Below are 12,852 nucleotides of genomic sequence, written 5' to 3'. Positions count from 1 at the left end.
GGTCGGATTTATACCCGGCGACGTTTTTTAGGGCGGCAGCCATTGTGCGGAATAGTTGTCACATCACGGATAGACGTAATTGTGAAACCCGCAGCCTGCAACGCGCGCAATGCTGATTCACGACCGGAACCAGGACCGTTAACTTCAACTTCCAAAGACTTCATACCGTGCTCTTGTGCTTTCTTTGCACAGTCTTCCGCAGCCATCTGAGCCGCAAACGGCGTTGACTTACGTGAGCCTTTAAAGCCCTGCATACCAGCTGAAGACCAAGCAATCGCGTTGCCTTGAGCATCCGTGATAGTGATCATTGTGTTGTTGAAAGTAGAGTTCACATGAGCAATGCCAGATGAAATATTCTTCTTTTCGCGGCGTTTAACGCGAGCAGCTTCTTTAGCCATTAAATCGTTCCTTTGATTTCAAGCGCCGCCGTAGTGCCGGCGGCTAAACCGTATAAATTGTAATTATTTCTTCTTACCAGCGATCGCTTTAGCCGGACCTTTACGTGTGCGCGCATTTGTGTGCGTACGCTGACCACGAACAGGAAGGCCGCGACGGTGGCGCAGGCCACGGTAACAACCAAGGTCCATCAAACGCTTAACATTCATGGATGTTTCGCGGCGAAGATCACCTTCAACCTGATAGTCACGGTCGATTGTTTCGCGAATGCCAAGAACTTCAGCGTCTGACAATTCATTTACGCGACGCTCAGGGGCAATGTTGTTCTTTTCGATAATTTCTTTCGCGAATTGCGCGCCAATACCATGAATGTATTGTAGTGCGATAATTACGCGTTTTTGTGTTGGGATGTTAACCCCTGCAATACGAGCCATGCTCTATACTCCATGTATGCCAAAATGGCGATTATATTTTCCGCGTCCGGTGGAGGCCGGCCCCTGCGGAGCTCACTGTCAAATGTGTAAACCGATCCAGAAAAGGACTCAAAAATCCACACGATTATAAGGGAGTCGGTGGGCTATAAGCCTGACACCAACAACTGTCAACAGTCGGCACGCATGAATCATACCAACTACTGATATTTCTATAGTTTTGGATCAAACTTCGTCCAGAACTGCTTTAATACTTTCGCCAACTTGCTCAATTGCCTGTAATCCGTCGACAGACTGGAGCATACCTTTAGCATAATAATAGCCAAGCAACGGCGATGTTTCTTTATAATACGCCATAAGCCGTGTTTTCAACGCTTCCGGATTATCATCCTTGCGGCGTTTGAACTCTGTGCCGCCGCATTTGTCACAAACACCTTCTTTAGCCGTAGGCTGCAAAGTGTCGTTGTAACCGGCACCACAATTTGCACATGTGAACCGGCCGGAAATACGCTCGACAAGAACTTCGTCTTCAACAGCCAGCTCAATAACGACATCCAAAGGCATACCCTTTTCAGCGAGCAGGTCTTCTACGGAATCAGCTTGTGCGAGCGTGCGCGGATAGCCGTCAAGAATGAATCCTTTTTCACAATCAGGCTGTTCGAGACGCTCGGACACAATTGCATTCACAATGTCGTCCGAAACCAAATTGCCGGCATCCATAACACTTTTGGCGCGTAGGCCGACTTCTGTACCGGCAGCAACGGCAGCACGTAGCATATCACCTGTTGAAAGCTGGGGAATGCCATAAGCATCAACAAGCTTTTGCGCCTGAGTGCCCTTACCTGCCCCTGGCGGTCCTAGTAAAATTAGTCTCATCGACGCTTTTTCCCCCCACGCAATTTAGACTTCTTGATCAAGCCTTCATACTGGTGGGCGATGAGATGACCTTGCACCTGAGCGACCGTATCCAGTGTGACGCTGACCACAATCAGCAATGATGTACCGCCCAGATAAAACGGTACGCCGGTACGCGCTATTAGAAATTCGGGTAATAGACAAACCAGAACAAGGTAGATTGCGCCAACGACAGTGATACGTGTCAAAACATAGTCAATGTATTCGGCTGTACGTGCACCCGGACGAATACCAGGAATAAAGCCTGAATGATTCTTGAGGTTATCCGCGGTTTCTTGCGGATTGAAAACAATCGCAGTGTAGAAGAACGCAAAGAATGCGATCAGTGCACCGTAAAAGACCATATAGAGCGGCTGCCCGTGGCCAAGCGCTGCCAAGGCACTTGTTGCCCAGTCCGGCAGGTTGCTGGTGTCAGAGAAACCGGCAAGCGTAGCAGGTAAAAGCAATAAAGATGATGCAAAGATTGCCGGAATAACACCCGCTGTGTTCAGCTTCAAAGGCAAGTGCGATGTATCGCCTTGGAACATCCGGTTACCAACCTGACGTTTCGGGTACTGGATAAGCAAACGGCGCTGCGCACGCTCAACAAAGACGATCAAACCAATGATCGCAATTGCAAGAACCAGAATAGCAACAACAAGACCGGCAGAAAGCGCGCCCGTACGGCTCAATTCAAGGGTTCCGGCAATCGCGGAAGGCATACCGGCAACAATGCCCGCAAAGATGATCAATGAAATACCGTTACCGATGCCACGCGCAGTAATCTGCTCGCCAAGCCACATCAGGAACATTGTACCGCCAACAAGTGAAATCACTGTAGAGAAACGGAAGAACCAGCCTGGATCAGCAACAATACCGTTACCGCCTTCCAACCCCACAGCAATGCCGTAAGCCTGCAATGTCGCCAAGAACACCGTGCCATAGCGCGTATATTGGTTGATAACCTTACGCCCCTGCTCGCCCTCTTTCTTAAGCTGTTCGAGCTGCGGAATGACAGATGTCATCAACTGAATAGCAATCGACGCTGAAATATATGGCATGATGCCGAGCGCAAAGATCGCCATGCGCTCAATCGCGCCACCGGCAAACATGTTGAATTGACCCAGAATACCGCTCGACTGGCTTTGGAAAGCCTGAGCGAAAGCATCCATGTTCAATCCGGGCAGCGGGATATAAGTACCCAGACGATAAACAAGCAGAGCGCCCAGCGTAAACCAAATACGCTTTTTAAGCTCAGTTGCCTTCGAAAAGGCGCCAAAATTCATATTAGAAGCTAATTGTTCGGCAGCAGAGGCCATAGAATTCTCCGGTTCGCTATTCCGCGGTCACTACTCGACTCTGCAGATTTACCTCAGATAGGCATAAGAGACGAGACGTGCAAGTCACAAAGTCAGTGACACCAGCCGTCATTAACGCATAAAACCACAGGTACAAACAAAAAAGGCGGGCACATGGCCCGCCGTTCTCGAAAAAAGTATATTATTCGTCCGAAGCAGAGGCAAGAACAGTAACTTTACCACCGGCTTTTTCAATTTTCTCAATTGCTGACTTTGATGCGCCGGCAACTTCCAGATTAAGCTTGGACTTTGCTTCGCCGTCACCAAGAACACGAACACCATCCAAAGCACGGCGGCAAACGCCTGCTTCGATCAATGTATCGATTGTAATGGTTTTCTTGGCATCAAGCTTCTTAGCTTCAATAGCAGCTTCAAGGCGCTCAATAGAAACGACATTGAAGTTCTTTGTGAAAACGTTGGTAAAGCCGCGCTTAGGCAGGCGACGATAGATCGGCATTTGGCCGCCCTCGTAGCCTTTGATCGCCACGCCTGAACGTGACTTCTGACCTTTAACGCCGCGTCCGCCGGTTTTGCCCTTGCCAGAGCCAATACCGCGGCCAACACGGATTTTAGAGTGCGTTGCGCCCTCATTATCGCGTATTTCATTGAGTTTCATATCAAATACTCCGGTCTATCAAGCGTCGTCGTGTACACGAACGAGGTGAGAGACTTTAAGGATCATGCCGCGAACAGCTGGTGTATCTTCCAGTGTGCGAACACGATGCAATTTGTTCAGGCCCAGACCGATAAGCGTTTTGCGCTGATCTGCTGAGCGGCGGATTGGGCTGCCGATCTGTTCAACGGTGACAGTCGCGCCTTTGGATTTATCAACCATAGTGCAATTCCTCTGTAAAACATGTCCCGAAGGACGGTTTCACCGTTCCTATTCTTCGGTGCCAATCAGATCGCGACGACGCGCCTGAAGTGTTGAGTATTTAACACCGCGCTGAGCAGCGATGTCTTTCGGGTGCATTTGGTTTTTCAATGCGTCAAATGTCGCACGAACCATGTTGTATGGGTTTGAAGAACCAACAGACTTTGCAACAACGTCGTGCATGCCCACAGTTTCGAAAACCGCACGCATAGGACCACCGGCAATAATACCAGTACCGGCAGGTGCTGCACGAAGAACAACTTTACCAGCGCCATGACGGCCTTTAACGTCGTGGTGCAATGTACGGCCGCTGCGCAATGGAACGAAAATCATTTCGCGTTTTGCAGCTTCAGTCGCCTTGCGGATAGCTTCAGGCACTTCACGTGCTTTACCATGACCAAAGCCAACACGGCCTTTCTGGTCGCCAACAACGACGAGCGCGGCAAAACCAAAGCGACGGCCGCCTTTTACCACTTTCGCAACGCGGTTAATATGAACGAGCTTGTCGACGAATTCGCTGTCGACTTCCTCGCGGTTGTTGCGGTCATTACGACCACCACGATCTTGTGCCATTTCCCTAATCCTTATTTTTTTCCGGAAGCACGGGGTTAAACAAAAACAGAGCAACCAAAGCAGCCCCATAGATGTAATTTAGCCCGCTTAAACCAGCGGGCTAAAACTGTCCAGCTTTACGTTCAAATTAGAACGTCAGGCCACCCTCACGGGCAGCGTCAGCCAAAGCTTTTACACGGCCGTGGAAAATATATGGTCCACGGTCGAAGACGACTTCTTTGATACCTGCTTTAGACGCACGTTCAGCAACAAGTTTGCCGACAGCAGTCGCCGCATTGATATCAGCACCTGATTTAAGTGACTTACGAAGATCCGCATCCAGAGTTGAAGCAGAAGCAATAGTGTTGCCTGCTGCATCATCAATGAGTTGCGCATAGATGTTCTTTGAAGAGCGGTAAACCGAAAGGCGCACGCGGCCATTGCCTACCTTCTTCAGCTGGCGGCGAACGCGTTGTGCGCGACGCTGCACTGCTTGCTTGTTTGAAGCCATGATAGCGGTCCTTACTTCTTCTTACCTTCTTTGCGGATGATCGTTTCTTCCGCATATTTGATACCTTTGCCTTTGTAAGGCTCAGGTGAGCGGAATTTACGAATTTCAGCCGCGACTTGACCAAGCTGCTGCTTGTCTATGCCGGTCAACACGATTTCTGTAGGCTTCGGTGTTGCAGCAGATACGCCTTCAGGCACCTGATAAACAACATCATGCGAATAGCCGACAGCCAACTGAATGTTTTTACCTTGCATAGAAGCACGGTAACCAACACCATTGATTTCAAGCTTACGCTCAAAACCGTTTTTAACGCCATCAACGATGTTCTGGATCATCGTGCGGGACATGCCCCACTTTGATCGTGCAACTTTAGAGTTATCGCGAGGTTGAACAGAAATCTCTCCGTCTTTTACCTCAACAATAACTTCATCGTTGGCGACGAATTCCAGCTCACCCTTAGGGCCTTTAGCTTTAACGACATTGCCTTCTAGCGTGGCTGAAACGCCATCTGGAAGGGCAACCGCTCTTTTACCAATACGAGACATTTTATTACCTGTCCGTTCTTAAATTCGGAATGCTCAGTTTCGCGTTAGAATACGCGGCAGAGCAACTCGCCACCAACATTTTTCTCACGAGCATCGTGATCTGCCATAACACCTGACGGTGTTGACAGAATTGAGATACCCAAACCGTTTGCCACATGTTCGATTGACTTAACGCCAACATATACACGGCGGCCAGGCTTGGAAACACGCTCGATCTTACGAATTACAGGCTGGCCTTCAGCATATTTAAGTTCGATAACGAACTCGGATTTGCCTGTACCATACTCAACCTGTGAATATCCACGGATGTAACCTTCAGACTGAAGAACATCAAGCACGCGGGCACGCTGCTTAGAGGCAGGCGTAGATACGCTGCCTTTAGAGCGGTGCAAACCGTTGCGAATACGGGTCAGCATATCGCCGACTGGATCTGAAACCGACATTGAGGCCTCTCCTTACCAGCTAGATTTCACAACGCCAGGCACTTTGCCTGTGCTGCCAAGATCGCGCAGTGCGATACGTGACATACGTAGCTTGCGGTAGAAACCGCGTGGACGACCGGATACTTCACAGCGGTTACGGACGCGGATTTTCGCACCGTTACGCGGCAAAGCTGCCAATTTGATATTCGCTTTAAAACGCTCTTCAATAGGAAGAGAACGGTCCATAACGATTGCTTTGAGCGCAGCGCGCTTTTCAGCATATTTATCCACCAGTTGACGGCGGCGTTTGTTCTTCTCGATTGCGCTAACTTTAGCCATTCGAATACACCTTGTGTTGCTTGCCGTTAGTTTGACGGGAATGGGAAGTTGAAGGCTTTAAGCAAAGCCAATGCTTCCTCATTGTTTGTCGCACTCGTACAAACGATAATGTCCATTCCCAGAATATTGTCGACTTTATCGTAGTCGATTTCCGGGAACACGATGTGTTCTTTAAGGCCCATGGCAAAGTTGCCACGGCCATCAAAGCTTTTTGGATTCAGGCCACGGAAGTCACGAACGCGCGGCAGCGCGATTGTGACCAGGCGGTCCATGAATTCATACATACGCTGGCCACGTAAAGTAACTTTACAGCCAAGCGGCATATCTTCGCGCACTTTAAAGCCGGCAATAGAGTTGCGGGCATAAGTAACTTGCGCTTTTTGGCCGGCGATCAAAGACAATTCTTCAGCAGCCTTTGCAGGACGCTTGGAATCGTTTGTTGCTTCACCAATACCCATATTGATAACGATTTTCGTTACCTCTGGGATCTGCATGACGTTCTTGTATGAGAACGATTCTTGCATTTGGCCACGGATTGCGTCGCGGTACTGAACCTTCAGGCGCGGCTCATAATTAGCTTCAGCCATCGATCAAATCTCCAGAACGTTTTGCGAAACGCACTTTCTTGTCGCCTTCCATGCGAAAACCAACACGTGTCGGCTTGCCGTCTTTCGGATCAACAATTGCCAAATTCGACAACTGGATTGGCGCTTCTTTTGAAATAATGCCACCTTCGCTTGTTTGTGACTGGCGTGTGTGGCGTTTCACCATATTGATACCTGTAACAACAGCTTTGCCGTCTTTCGGCATTACTTTTGCTACATCACCTGAACGGCCTTTATCTTTACCGGTGAGTACGACGACTTTATCGCCTTTACGGATTTTTTGCATAACTCCGTCTCCTACAACACTTCTGGCGCAAGCGAGATGATTTTCATGTGCTTCTTACCGCGCAATTCGCGTGGTACAGGGCCGAAAATACGTGTGCCAACTGGTTCTGATTTACCGTCCACCAAAACGGCTGCATTGCCGTCAAAGCGAATTACACTGCCATCTGTGCGGCGGATGTCTTTAGCTGTGCGTACAACAACAGCTTTCATAACATCACCTTTTTTGACGCGTCCGCGTGGAATAGCTTCTTTTACAGAGACAACGATAACGTCGCCTACAGAAGCGTATTTGCGCTTTGAACCGCCAAGCACTTTGATGCACTGAACACGACGAGCGCCAGAATTATCGGCGACGTCGAGGTTTGTTTGCATCTGAATCATGACTGGATGCCTTTGTTTCTCTTTTGCCCGGACAACCGGGTACTAACTAAATCAAACAGGTTACCGAAATTAAGCGGTAACAACTGTCCAACGCTTGCTTTTAGAAATTGGTGCACACTCTTGAATTGAGACCTGCTCCCCAACCTTAATTTGGTTAGATTCGTCATGCGCCTGGTAGCGCTTAGACCGACGAACAGTTTTTTTCAAGAGCGGATGTGCAAATCGACGCTCAACGCGTACGACAACCGTTTTCTCGTTTTTGTCGCTTACAACGACACCTTGCAAAATACGTTTTGGCATTTTGTCGTCCCTTTAAGCTTTTGCCTTGTCAGCCATCTGGCCGGCAATAGTTTTAATGCGTGCGATGTCACGGCGAACTTGGCGAACACGGTTTGTCTTCTCAAGCTGGTTTGTGGCACCTTGAAAGCGCAGGTTGAACTGCTCTTTCTTCAGTTTTTCGAGTTCTTCTGCCAATTGATCGGCAGTGAGTGCGCGGATGTCTGCAGGTTTCATAATTCTATCCCCTACTCGCCAATGCGCTGAATGAAGCGTGTCTTCACAGAAAGCTTCGCAGAACCAAGGCGAAGCGCCTCACGTGCGATATCTTCTGGAACACCATCAATTTCAAACATAACGCGGCCAGGTTTAACGCGGGCTGCCCAATAATCGACAGAACCCTTACCTTTACCCATACGCACTTCGGTCGGTTTTGATGTGACCGGTGTGTCAGGGAAAATACGGATCCAAACACGGCCTGCACGTTTCATGTGACGTGTGATCGCGCGGCGGGCCGCTTCGATTTCACGCGCATTAACGCGGTTAGGCTCAAGTGCTTTCAAACCGTAAGCACCAAAGTTCAAATCCGTACCGCCTTTAGCGACGCCGTGGATTTTACCTTTGAACTGTTTGCGGAACTTCGTCCGTTTCGGTTGCAACATTTTCTATTCTCCAATCCAGGGCGCGTTAAGCGTTTTCGCGGCGACGGTTGTTACCACCGCCCTGGCTGTCGTTTTCCATAGCGCGACGCTCAGAAGCCATTGGATCGTGCTCAAGGATTTCACCTTTGAAGATCCAGACTTTGATGCCGATAATACCGTAAGCTGTTTCAGCTTCTGCAGTACCGTAATCAATGTCAGCGCGCAGTGTGTGCAATGGAACGCGACCTTCGCGGTACCATTCAATACGGGCAATCTCTGCACCGCCAAGACGACCACCGGAAGTGATCTTGATGCCTTGTGCGCCAAGACGCATTGCTGACTGAACAGCGCGTTTCATAGCGCGGCGGAATGCAACACGGCGTTCCAGCTGCTGTGCGATTGACTGAGCAACAAGCGTTGCATCAACTTCAGGCTTACGCACTTCAACAATGTTGAGGTGTGTTTCAGCGTCGGTCAGCTCAGAAATCTTCTTGCGAAGTTTCTCGATGTCCGCGCCTTTTTTGCCGATGATGATGCCCGGACGTGCAGAGTGAATTGTCACACGGCACTTCTTGTGTGGGCGCTCGATAACGATCTTAGCAACGGCTGCCTGCTTCAGTTCTTTTTCAAGAAACTTGCGGATTTTCAGATCTTCATGCAGCAACTGGCCATATTCACCAGTGTTAGCATACCAACGTGAATCCCACGTGCGGTTGATGCCAAGACGAAAACCGATTGGGTTAATCTTCTGACCCATTACGCGGCCTCCTCTGTCTCTTCAACTTCACGAACAACGATCGTCAAGTGTGAAAATGGCTTCACGATACGGCTGGCGCGACCACGGCCACGTGCCATAAAGCGTTTCATTACGATTGATTTGCCGACATAAGCCTCAGCCACCACCAGCGCATCAACATCCAGATCATGGTTGTTTTCTGCGTTCGCAATTGCGGACTCAAGTGTCTTTTTCACTGTACCTGAAATACGCTTGCGCGAGAATTCAAGATCAGCAAGTGCTGCTGATACTTTCTTGCCGCGGATCAATTCTGCAACAAGATTCAGCTTCTGAGGGCTAACGCGAATAGTCTTAGTGACTGCGCGTGCCTCATTATCCGCCAAGCGGCGTGGTGCCTTAGGCTTACCCATCGGTTACTTCCTCTTCGCCTTTTTGTCGGCGCCGTGTCCGTAGTAAGTGCGTGAAGGCGCAAACTCACCGAACTTATGGCCAACCATGTCCTCAGAAATGGACACTGGGATGTGCTTCTGACCGTTGTAGACACCGAATGTCAAACCAACGAACTGCGGTAGAACCGTCGAACGACGGCTCCAGATTTTGATAACGTCGTGACGACCGCTTTCGCGGGCCTTCTCAGCTTTCTTGAGAAGATAGCCGTCTACGAACGGACCTTTCCAAACTGAACGAGCCATATGGCTATTCCTCTCTACTTATTTCTTACGCGCGTGACGTGAGCGCATGATGAATTGATCAGTCGACTTATTGGAGCGTGTACGCTTGCCTTTCGTCGGCTTACCCCAAGGTGTCACTGGATGACGGCCACCTGATGTACGGCCTTCACCACCACCGTGCGGGTGATCAACAGGGTTCATAACAACACCGCGAACATGCGGACGGCGACCGAGCCAGCGGCTGCGACCGGCTTTACCCAAATTGATGTTTGAGTGATCCGGGTTCGATACAGCACCGACAGTTGCCATACATGTACCGGAAACAAGGCGCTGCTCACCTGAGTTCAGGCGAAGGATAGCCATACCGGCATCACGGCCAACAAGCTGGGCATAAGCGCCAGCAGAACGTGCAACCTGTGCACCCTTGCCTGGCTTAAGCTCAACATTGTGAACAATCGTACCAATCGGCATTGATTTCAGCGGCATTGCGTTGCCCGGCTTCACGTCAGCACGTTCAGCAGCGATAACTTTATCGCCAGCAGACAAACGCTGCGGAGCCAGAATGTAAGCAAGCTCGCCATCATCATACTTGATCAGTGCAATAAAGGCTGTGCGGTTCGGGTCATATTCCAAACGCTCGACAGTACCCTGAACATCAAACTTACGACGTTTGAAATCAATGATACGGTAAGTGCGCTTGTGGCCACCACCTTTTTGGTACGCAGTAATGCGGCCCGTATTGTTACGTCCACCTGACTTCGAAAGGCCTTGTGTCAAAGATTTGACAGGCTTGCCTTTGTGAAGGCCAGAGCGGTCGACAATCACCAACTGACGTTGGCTTGGTGTTGTCGGATTAAATTTCTTCAATGCCATAATCTATTACCCCGTCGCCCTTATAGGCCGGTTGCAACATCGATCGACTGGCCGTCAACCAGTGTCACAATGGCTTTTTTAACATTGCTCTGACGGCCCTGAATGCCGCGGAAGCGCTTAAGTTTGCCTTTACGGACCAAAGTGTTCACTGCTTTAACCTTGACATTGAACAAGGCTTCTACAGCCGCTTTGATTTCCGGCTTGGATGCATCACGCGCTACATTAAAAACAACTTGGTTGTGTTCAGACACAAGCGTCGCTTTTTCCGTAATTGCCGGTGATACGATCACATCATAGTGGCGTAAATCGGTCATTTAAAACGCTCCTCAAGAGCTTCGACAGCCGCTTTCGACAACACCAATGTGTTGCGACGCAAGATGTCATATACGTTGATGCCCTGAATTGGGAGCACATCAATGTGCGCCAGGTTTGCAGCAGCGTTTTTGAAATTCGCATCGATTGTTTCACCACCGATGAACAATGCGTTTTTCAAACCCAGTGCCTCAAACTGTGCAGCCAGAGACTTGGTTTTGCCGTCGCTCGTCATATCGTCAAGAACAACGATAGATTCTGACTGAGCTTTGGCAGAAAGCGCATGGCGCAGAGCCAGGGCGCGAACTTTTTTCGGCAGGTCGATCGCATGACTGCGAGCAACTGGACCGTGTGCTTTACCACCACCACGGAACTGTGGCGCTGATGCGGCATGGTGACGGGCCTTACCTGTACCTTTTTGGCGGTACAAGCGGGCACCTGTACGGGCAACGTCGGAACGACCTTGCGTTACATGTGTACCCTGCTGTTTCTTGGCCAGCTGATAGTTGACCATACGCTGAAGAAGGTCGGCACGTGGCTCAAGACCAAATACAGCGTCAGAAACTTTTACCTTACCGGCAGACTTGCCATCAAGTTTGGTTACTGAAATTTCCATTACTCGGCTCCCTCAGCAGCTGGTGCAGCTGAACCACGGATCGCAGCAGGCATTGGAACATTGTCAGGAAGATCGCCTTTAACAGCGTCCTTGATCAAAATCCATGCACCCTTTGAGCCAGGAACGGCACCTTTAACGAGGATCAAACCACGATCTTCATCAGTTGATACAATTTCGAGGTTCTGTGTTGTTACACGGGTAGCGCCCATGTGACCGGCCATCTTCTTACCTTTGAAGACTTTGCCCGGATCCTGACACATACCTGTCGAACCATGCGAACGGTGTGAAAGCGAGTTACCGTGTGTTGCGCGACCGCCACCGAAGTTGTGACGCTTCATAACACCGGCAAAGCCTTTACCTTGTGTTGTGCCTGTGCAGTCAACTTTTTGACCGGCAACAAAGTGGCTCGCTACGATCTCAGCGCCAACATCCAGAAGATTGTCTTCTGATACGCGGAACTCAGCCAAGCGGCGCTTTGGCTCAACAGATGCCTTGGCAAAATGACCGCGCATCGCTTTTGAAACGTTTTTTGGCTTCGCAAAGCCAACGCCGAGTTGAACAGCTGTATAGCCGTTTTTGTCGGCAGTACGCTGAGCAACAACCTGACAGTTCTCAACGCGGAGAACTGTGACCGGTGTGTTGATACCCTCATCTGTATAGATGCGGGTCATACCCAGCTTCTGTGCAATAATACCTGAACGCATTGGTTCGTCCTTCCGATCCCGTGCTTACAGCTTAATCTCAACATCAACACCGGCAGCAAGGTCGAGCTTCATCAGCGCGTCCACTGTTTGTGGTGTTGGGTCAACGATATCGAGCAAACGCTTATGAGTGCGCATCTCGAACTGTTCACGGCTTTTCTTGTCGATGTGCGGCGACCGGTTCACGGTGAATTTTTCAATCCGTGTCGGTAGTGGTACAGGACCACGTACACCAGCACCTGTACGTTTAGCAGTCGACACGATCTCACGTGTAGATGCGTCCAGTACGCGGTGATCAAACGCCTTAAGGCGGATGCGAATATTTTGGCCGTTCATTAACTGGCTCCTCATTCAAGCATCAAGGCGCAGCGTGTGCCGCGCCCGATCTGCTTGATAGTAACGACTTACTTCAGAATTTTAGAAACGATGCCCG

25 protein-coding genes are annotated in these 12,852 nt (G+C 49.9%); all 25 read right to left on the bottom strand.

Annotated features, from left to right (window positions below; translation table 11 throughout):
- Positions 1 to 8: 8 nt before the first annotated feature.
- Positions 9 to 398, bottom strand: a complete 390-nt coding sequence (rpsK, locus tag SU32_RS08485; protein ID WP_053998927.1) for a 30S ribosomal protein S11 — start codon at positions 396 to 398, stop codon at positions 9 to 11.
- A gap of 63 nt (positions 399 to 461) precedes the next feature.
- The gene (gene rpsM / locus SU32_RS08480; RefSeq protein WP_053998926.1) at positions 462 to 830 is read right to left on the bottom strand and encodes a 30S ribosomal protein S13; all 369 of its coding nucleotides are present in this window, start codon (positions 828 to 830) and stop codon (positions 462 to 464) included.
- A gap of 222 nt (positions 831 to 1,052) precedes the next feature.
- Positions 1,053 to 1,703: an adenylate kinase gene (locus SU32_RS08475; protein ID WP_053998925.1), complete on the bottom strand. Its 651-nt coding sequence runs from the start codon at positions 1,701 to 1,703 to the stop codon at positions 1,053 to 1,055.
- Positions 1,700 to 3,040 carry a preprotein translocase subunit SecY gene (gene secY / locus SU32_RS08470; RefSeq protein ID WP_053998924.1) on the bottom strand — a complete coding sequence of 447 codons (1,341 nt, stop codon included), beginning with the start codon at positions 3,038 to 3,040 and terminating at the stop codon, positions 1,700 to 1,702. The genes SU32_RS08475 and secY overlap by 4 nt, the downstream gene beginning before the upstream one ends.
- A gap of 181 nt (positions 3,041 to 3,221) precedes the next feature.
- Entirely contained in the window at positions 3,222 to 3,695 is a 474-nt protein-coding gene (gene rplO, locus SU32_RS08465; protein WP_053998923.1) for a 50S ribosomal protein L15, read from the bottom strand.
- 18 nt (positions 3,696 to 3,713) lie between these two features.
- Positions 3,714 to 3,914 (bottom strand): 50S ribosomal protein L30, encoded by a 201-nt coding sequence (rpmD, locus tag SU32_RS08460; RefSeq protein WP_053998922.1) that lies wholly within the window; start codon positions 3,912 to 3,914, stop codon positions 3,714 to 3,716.
- A gap of 48 nt (positions 3,915 to 3,962) precedes the next feature.
- On the bottom strand, positions 3,963 to 4,526 hold the full coding sequence (gene rpsE, locus SU32_RS08455; RefSeq protein WP_026481658.1) for a 30S ribosomal protein S5: 564 nt from the start codon (positions 4,524 to 4,526) through the stop codon (positions 3,963 to 3,965).
- 127 nt (positions 4,527 to 4,653) lie between these two features.
- Complete coding sequence (gene rplR / locus SU32_RS08450) at positions 4,654 to 5,016, bottom strand: 50S ribosomal protein L18 (RefSeq protein ID WP_053998921.1); 363 nt, start codon at positions 5,014 to 5,016, stop codon at positions 4,654 to 4,656.
- A gap of 11 nt (positions 5,017 to 5,027) precedes the next feature.
- Positions 5,028 to 5,561, bottom strand: coding sequence for a 50S ribosomal protein L6 (rplF, locus tag SU32_RS08445; RefSeq protein WP_053998920.1), 534 nt, complete (start codon positions 5,559 to 5,561; stop codon positions 5,028 to 5,030).
- A gap of 44 nt (positions 5,562 to 5,605) precedes the next feature.
- On the bottom strand, positions 5,606 to 6,004 hold the full coding sequence (gene rpsH / locus SU32_RS08440; protein ID WP_026481655.1) for a 30S ribosomal protein S8: 399 nt from the start codon (positions 6,002 to 6,004) through the stop codon (positions 5,606 to 5,608).
- A 12-nt stretch (positions 6,005 to 6,016) separates the two neighbouring features.
- A complete protein-coding gene (gene rpsN, locus SU32_RS08435) occupies positions 6,017 to 6,322 on the bottom strand; it encodes a 30S ribosomal protein S14 (RefSeq protein ID WP_053998919.1) in 306 nt (101 codons plus the stop codon).
- A gap of 26 nt (positions 6,323 to 6,348) precedes the next feature.
- Positions 6,349 to 6,909: a 50S ribosomal protein L5 gene (gene rplE, locus SU32_RS08430; protein ID WP_053998918.1), complete on the bottom strand. Its 561-nt coding sequence runs from the start codon at positions 6,907 to 6,909 to the stop codon at positions 6,349 to 6,351.
- Positions 6,902 to 7,213 (bottom strand): 50S ribosomal protein L24, encoded by a 312-nt coding sequence (rplX, locus tag SU32_RS08425; protein ID WP_053998917.1) that lies wholly within the window; start codon positions 7,211 to 7,213, stop codon positions 6,902 to 6,904. The genes rplE and rplX overlap by 8 nt, the downstream gene beginning before the upstream one ends.
- Positions 7,214 to 7,224: 11 nt before the next feature.
- On the bottom strand, positions 7,225 to 7,593 hold the full coding sequence (gene rplN / locus SU32_RS08420) for a 50S ribosomal protein L14 (RefSeq protein ID WP_053998916.1): 369 nt from the start codon (positions 7,591 to 7,593) through the stop codon (positions 7,225 to 7,227).
- A gap of 69 nt (positions 7,594 to 7,662) precedes the next feature.
- Positions 7,663 to 7,893, bottom strand: a complete 231-nt coding sequence (rpsQ, locus tag SU32_RS08415; RefSeq protein WP_053998915.1) for a 30S ribosomal protein S17 — start codon at positions 7,891 to 7,893, stop codon at positions 7,663 to 7,665.
- A 12-nt stretch (positions 7,894 to 7,905) separates the two neighbouring features.
- Positions 7,906 to 8,106, bottom strand: coding sequence for a 50S ribosomal protein L29 (rpmC, locus tag SU32_RS08410; protein WP_053998914.1), 201 nt, complete (start codon positions 8,104 to 8,106; stop codon positions 7,906 to 7,908).
- A gap of 11 nt (positions 8,107 to 8,117) precedes the next feature.
- Entirely contained in the window at positions 8,118 to 8,531 is a 414-nt protein-coding gene (gene rplP, locus SU32_RS08405) for a 50S ribosomal protein L16 (RefSeq protein WP_053998913.1), read from the bottom strand.
- Between the two features lie 25 nt (positions 8,532 to 8,556).
- Entirely contained in the window at positions 8,557 to 9,267 is a 711-nt protein-coding gene (gene rpsC, locus SU32_RS08400) for a 30S ribosomal protein S3 (protein ID WP_053998912.1), read from the bottom strand.
- On the bottom strand, positions 9,267 to 9,656 hold the full coding sequence (gene rplV, locus SU32_RS08395; RefSeq protein WP_053998911.1) for a 50S ribosomal protein L22: 390 nt from the start codon (positions 9,654 to 9,656) through the stop codon (positions 9,267 to 9,269). Before rplV ends, rpsC begins: the two co-directional genes overlap by 1 nt.
- 3 nt (positions 9,657 to 9,659) lie before the next feature.
- On the bottom strand, positions 9,660 to 9,938 hold the full coding sequence (gene rpsS, locus SU32_RS08390; RefSeq protein ID WP_026481645.1) for a 30S ribosomal protein S19: 279 nt from the start codon (positions 9,936 to 9,938) through the stop codon (positions 9,660 to 9,662).
- A gap of 18 nt (positions 9,939 to 9,956) precedes the next feature.
- Complete coding sequence (rplB, locus tag SU32_RS08385) at positions 9,957 to 10,790, bottom strand: 50S ribosomal protein L2 (protein WP_053998910.1); 834 nt, start codon at positions 10,788 to 10,790, stop codon at positions 9,957 to 9,959.
- Between the two features lie 20 nt (positions 10,791 to 10,810).
- Entirely contained in the window at positions 10,811 to 11,104 is a 294-nt protein-coding gene (locus SU32_RS08380) for a 50S ribosomal protein L23 (RefSeq protein WP_053998909.1), read from the bottom strand.
- Positions 11,101 to 11,718, bottom strand: coding sequence for a 50S ribosomal protein L4 (rplD, locus tag SU32_RS08375; protein WP_053998908.1), 618 nt, complete (start codon positions 11,716 to 11,718; stop codon positions 11,101 to 11,103). The genes SU32_RS08380 and rplD overlap by 4 nt, the downstream gene beginning before the upstream one ends.
- A complete protein-coding gene (gene rplC / locus SU32_RS08370; RefSeq protein WP_053998907.1) occupies positions 11,718 to 12,422 on the bottom strand; it encodes a 50S ribosomal protein L3 in 705 nt (234 codons plus the stop codon). Before rplC ends, rplD begins: the two co-directional genes overlap by 1 nt.
- Before the next feature lie 24 nt (positions 12,423 to 12,446).
- Positions 12,447 to 12,755, bottom strand: a complete 309-nt coding sequence (gene rpsJ, locus SU32_RS08365) for a 30S ribosomal protein S10 (RefSeq protein ID WP_026481640.1) — start codon at positions 12,753 to 12,755, stop codon at positions 12,447 to 12,449.
- Positions 12,756 to 12,852: the final 97 nt, after the last annotated feature.

This window comes from Ahrensia marina, from assembly GCF_001293565.1.
Taxonomy (GTDB): domain Bacteria; phylum Pseudomonadota; class Alphaproteobacteria; order Rhizobiales; family Rhizobiaceae; genus Ahrensia; species Ahrensia marina.
The sequence above is the reverse complement of the archived record's forward strand: the minus strand, read 5'-3'. Positions and strand labels throughout refer to the sequence as shown.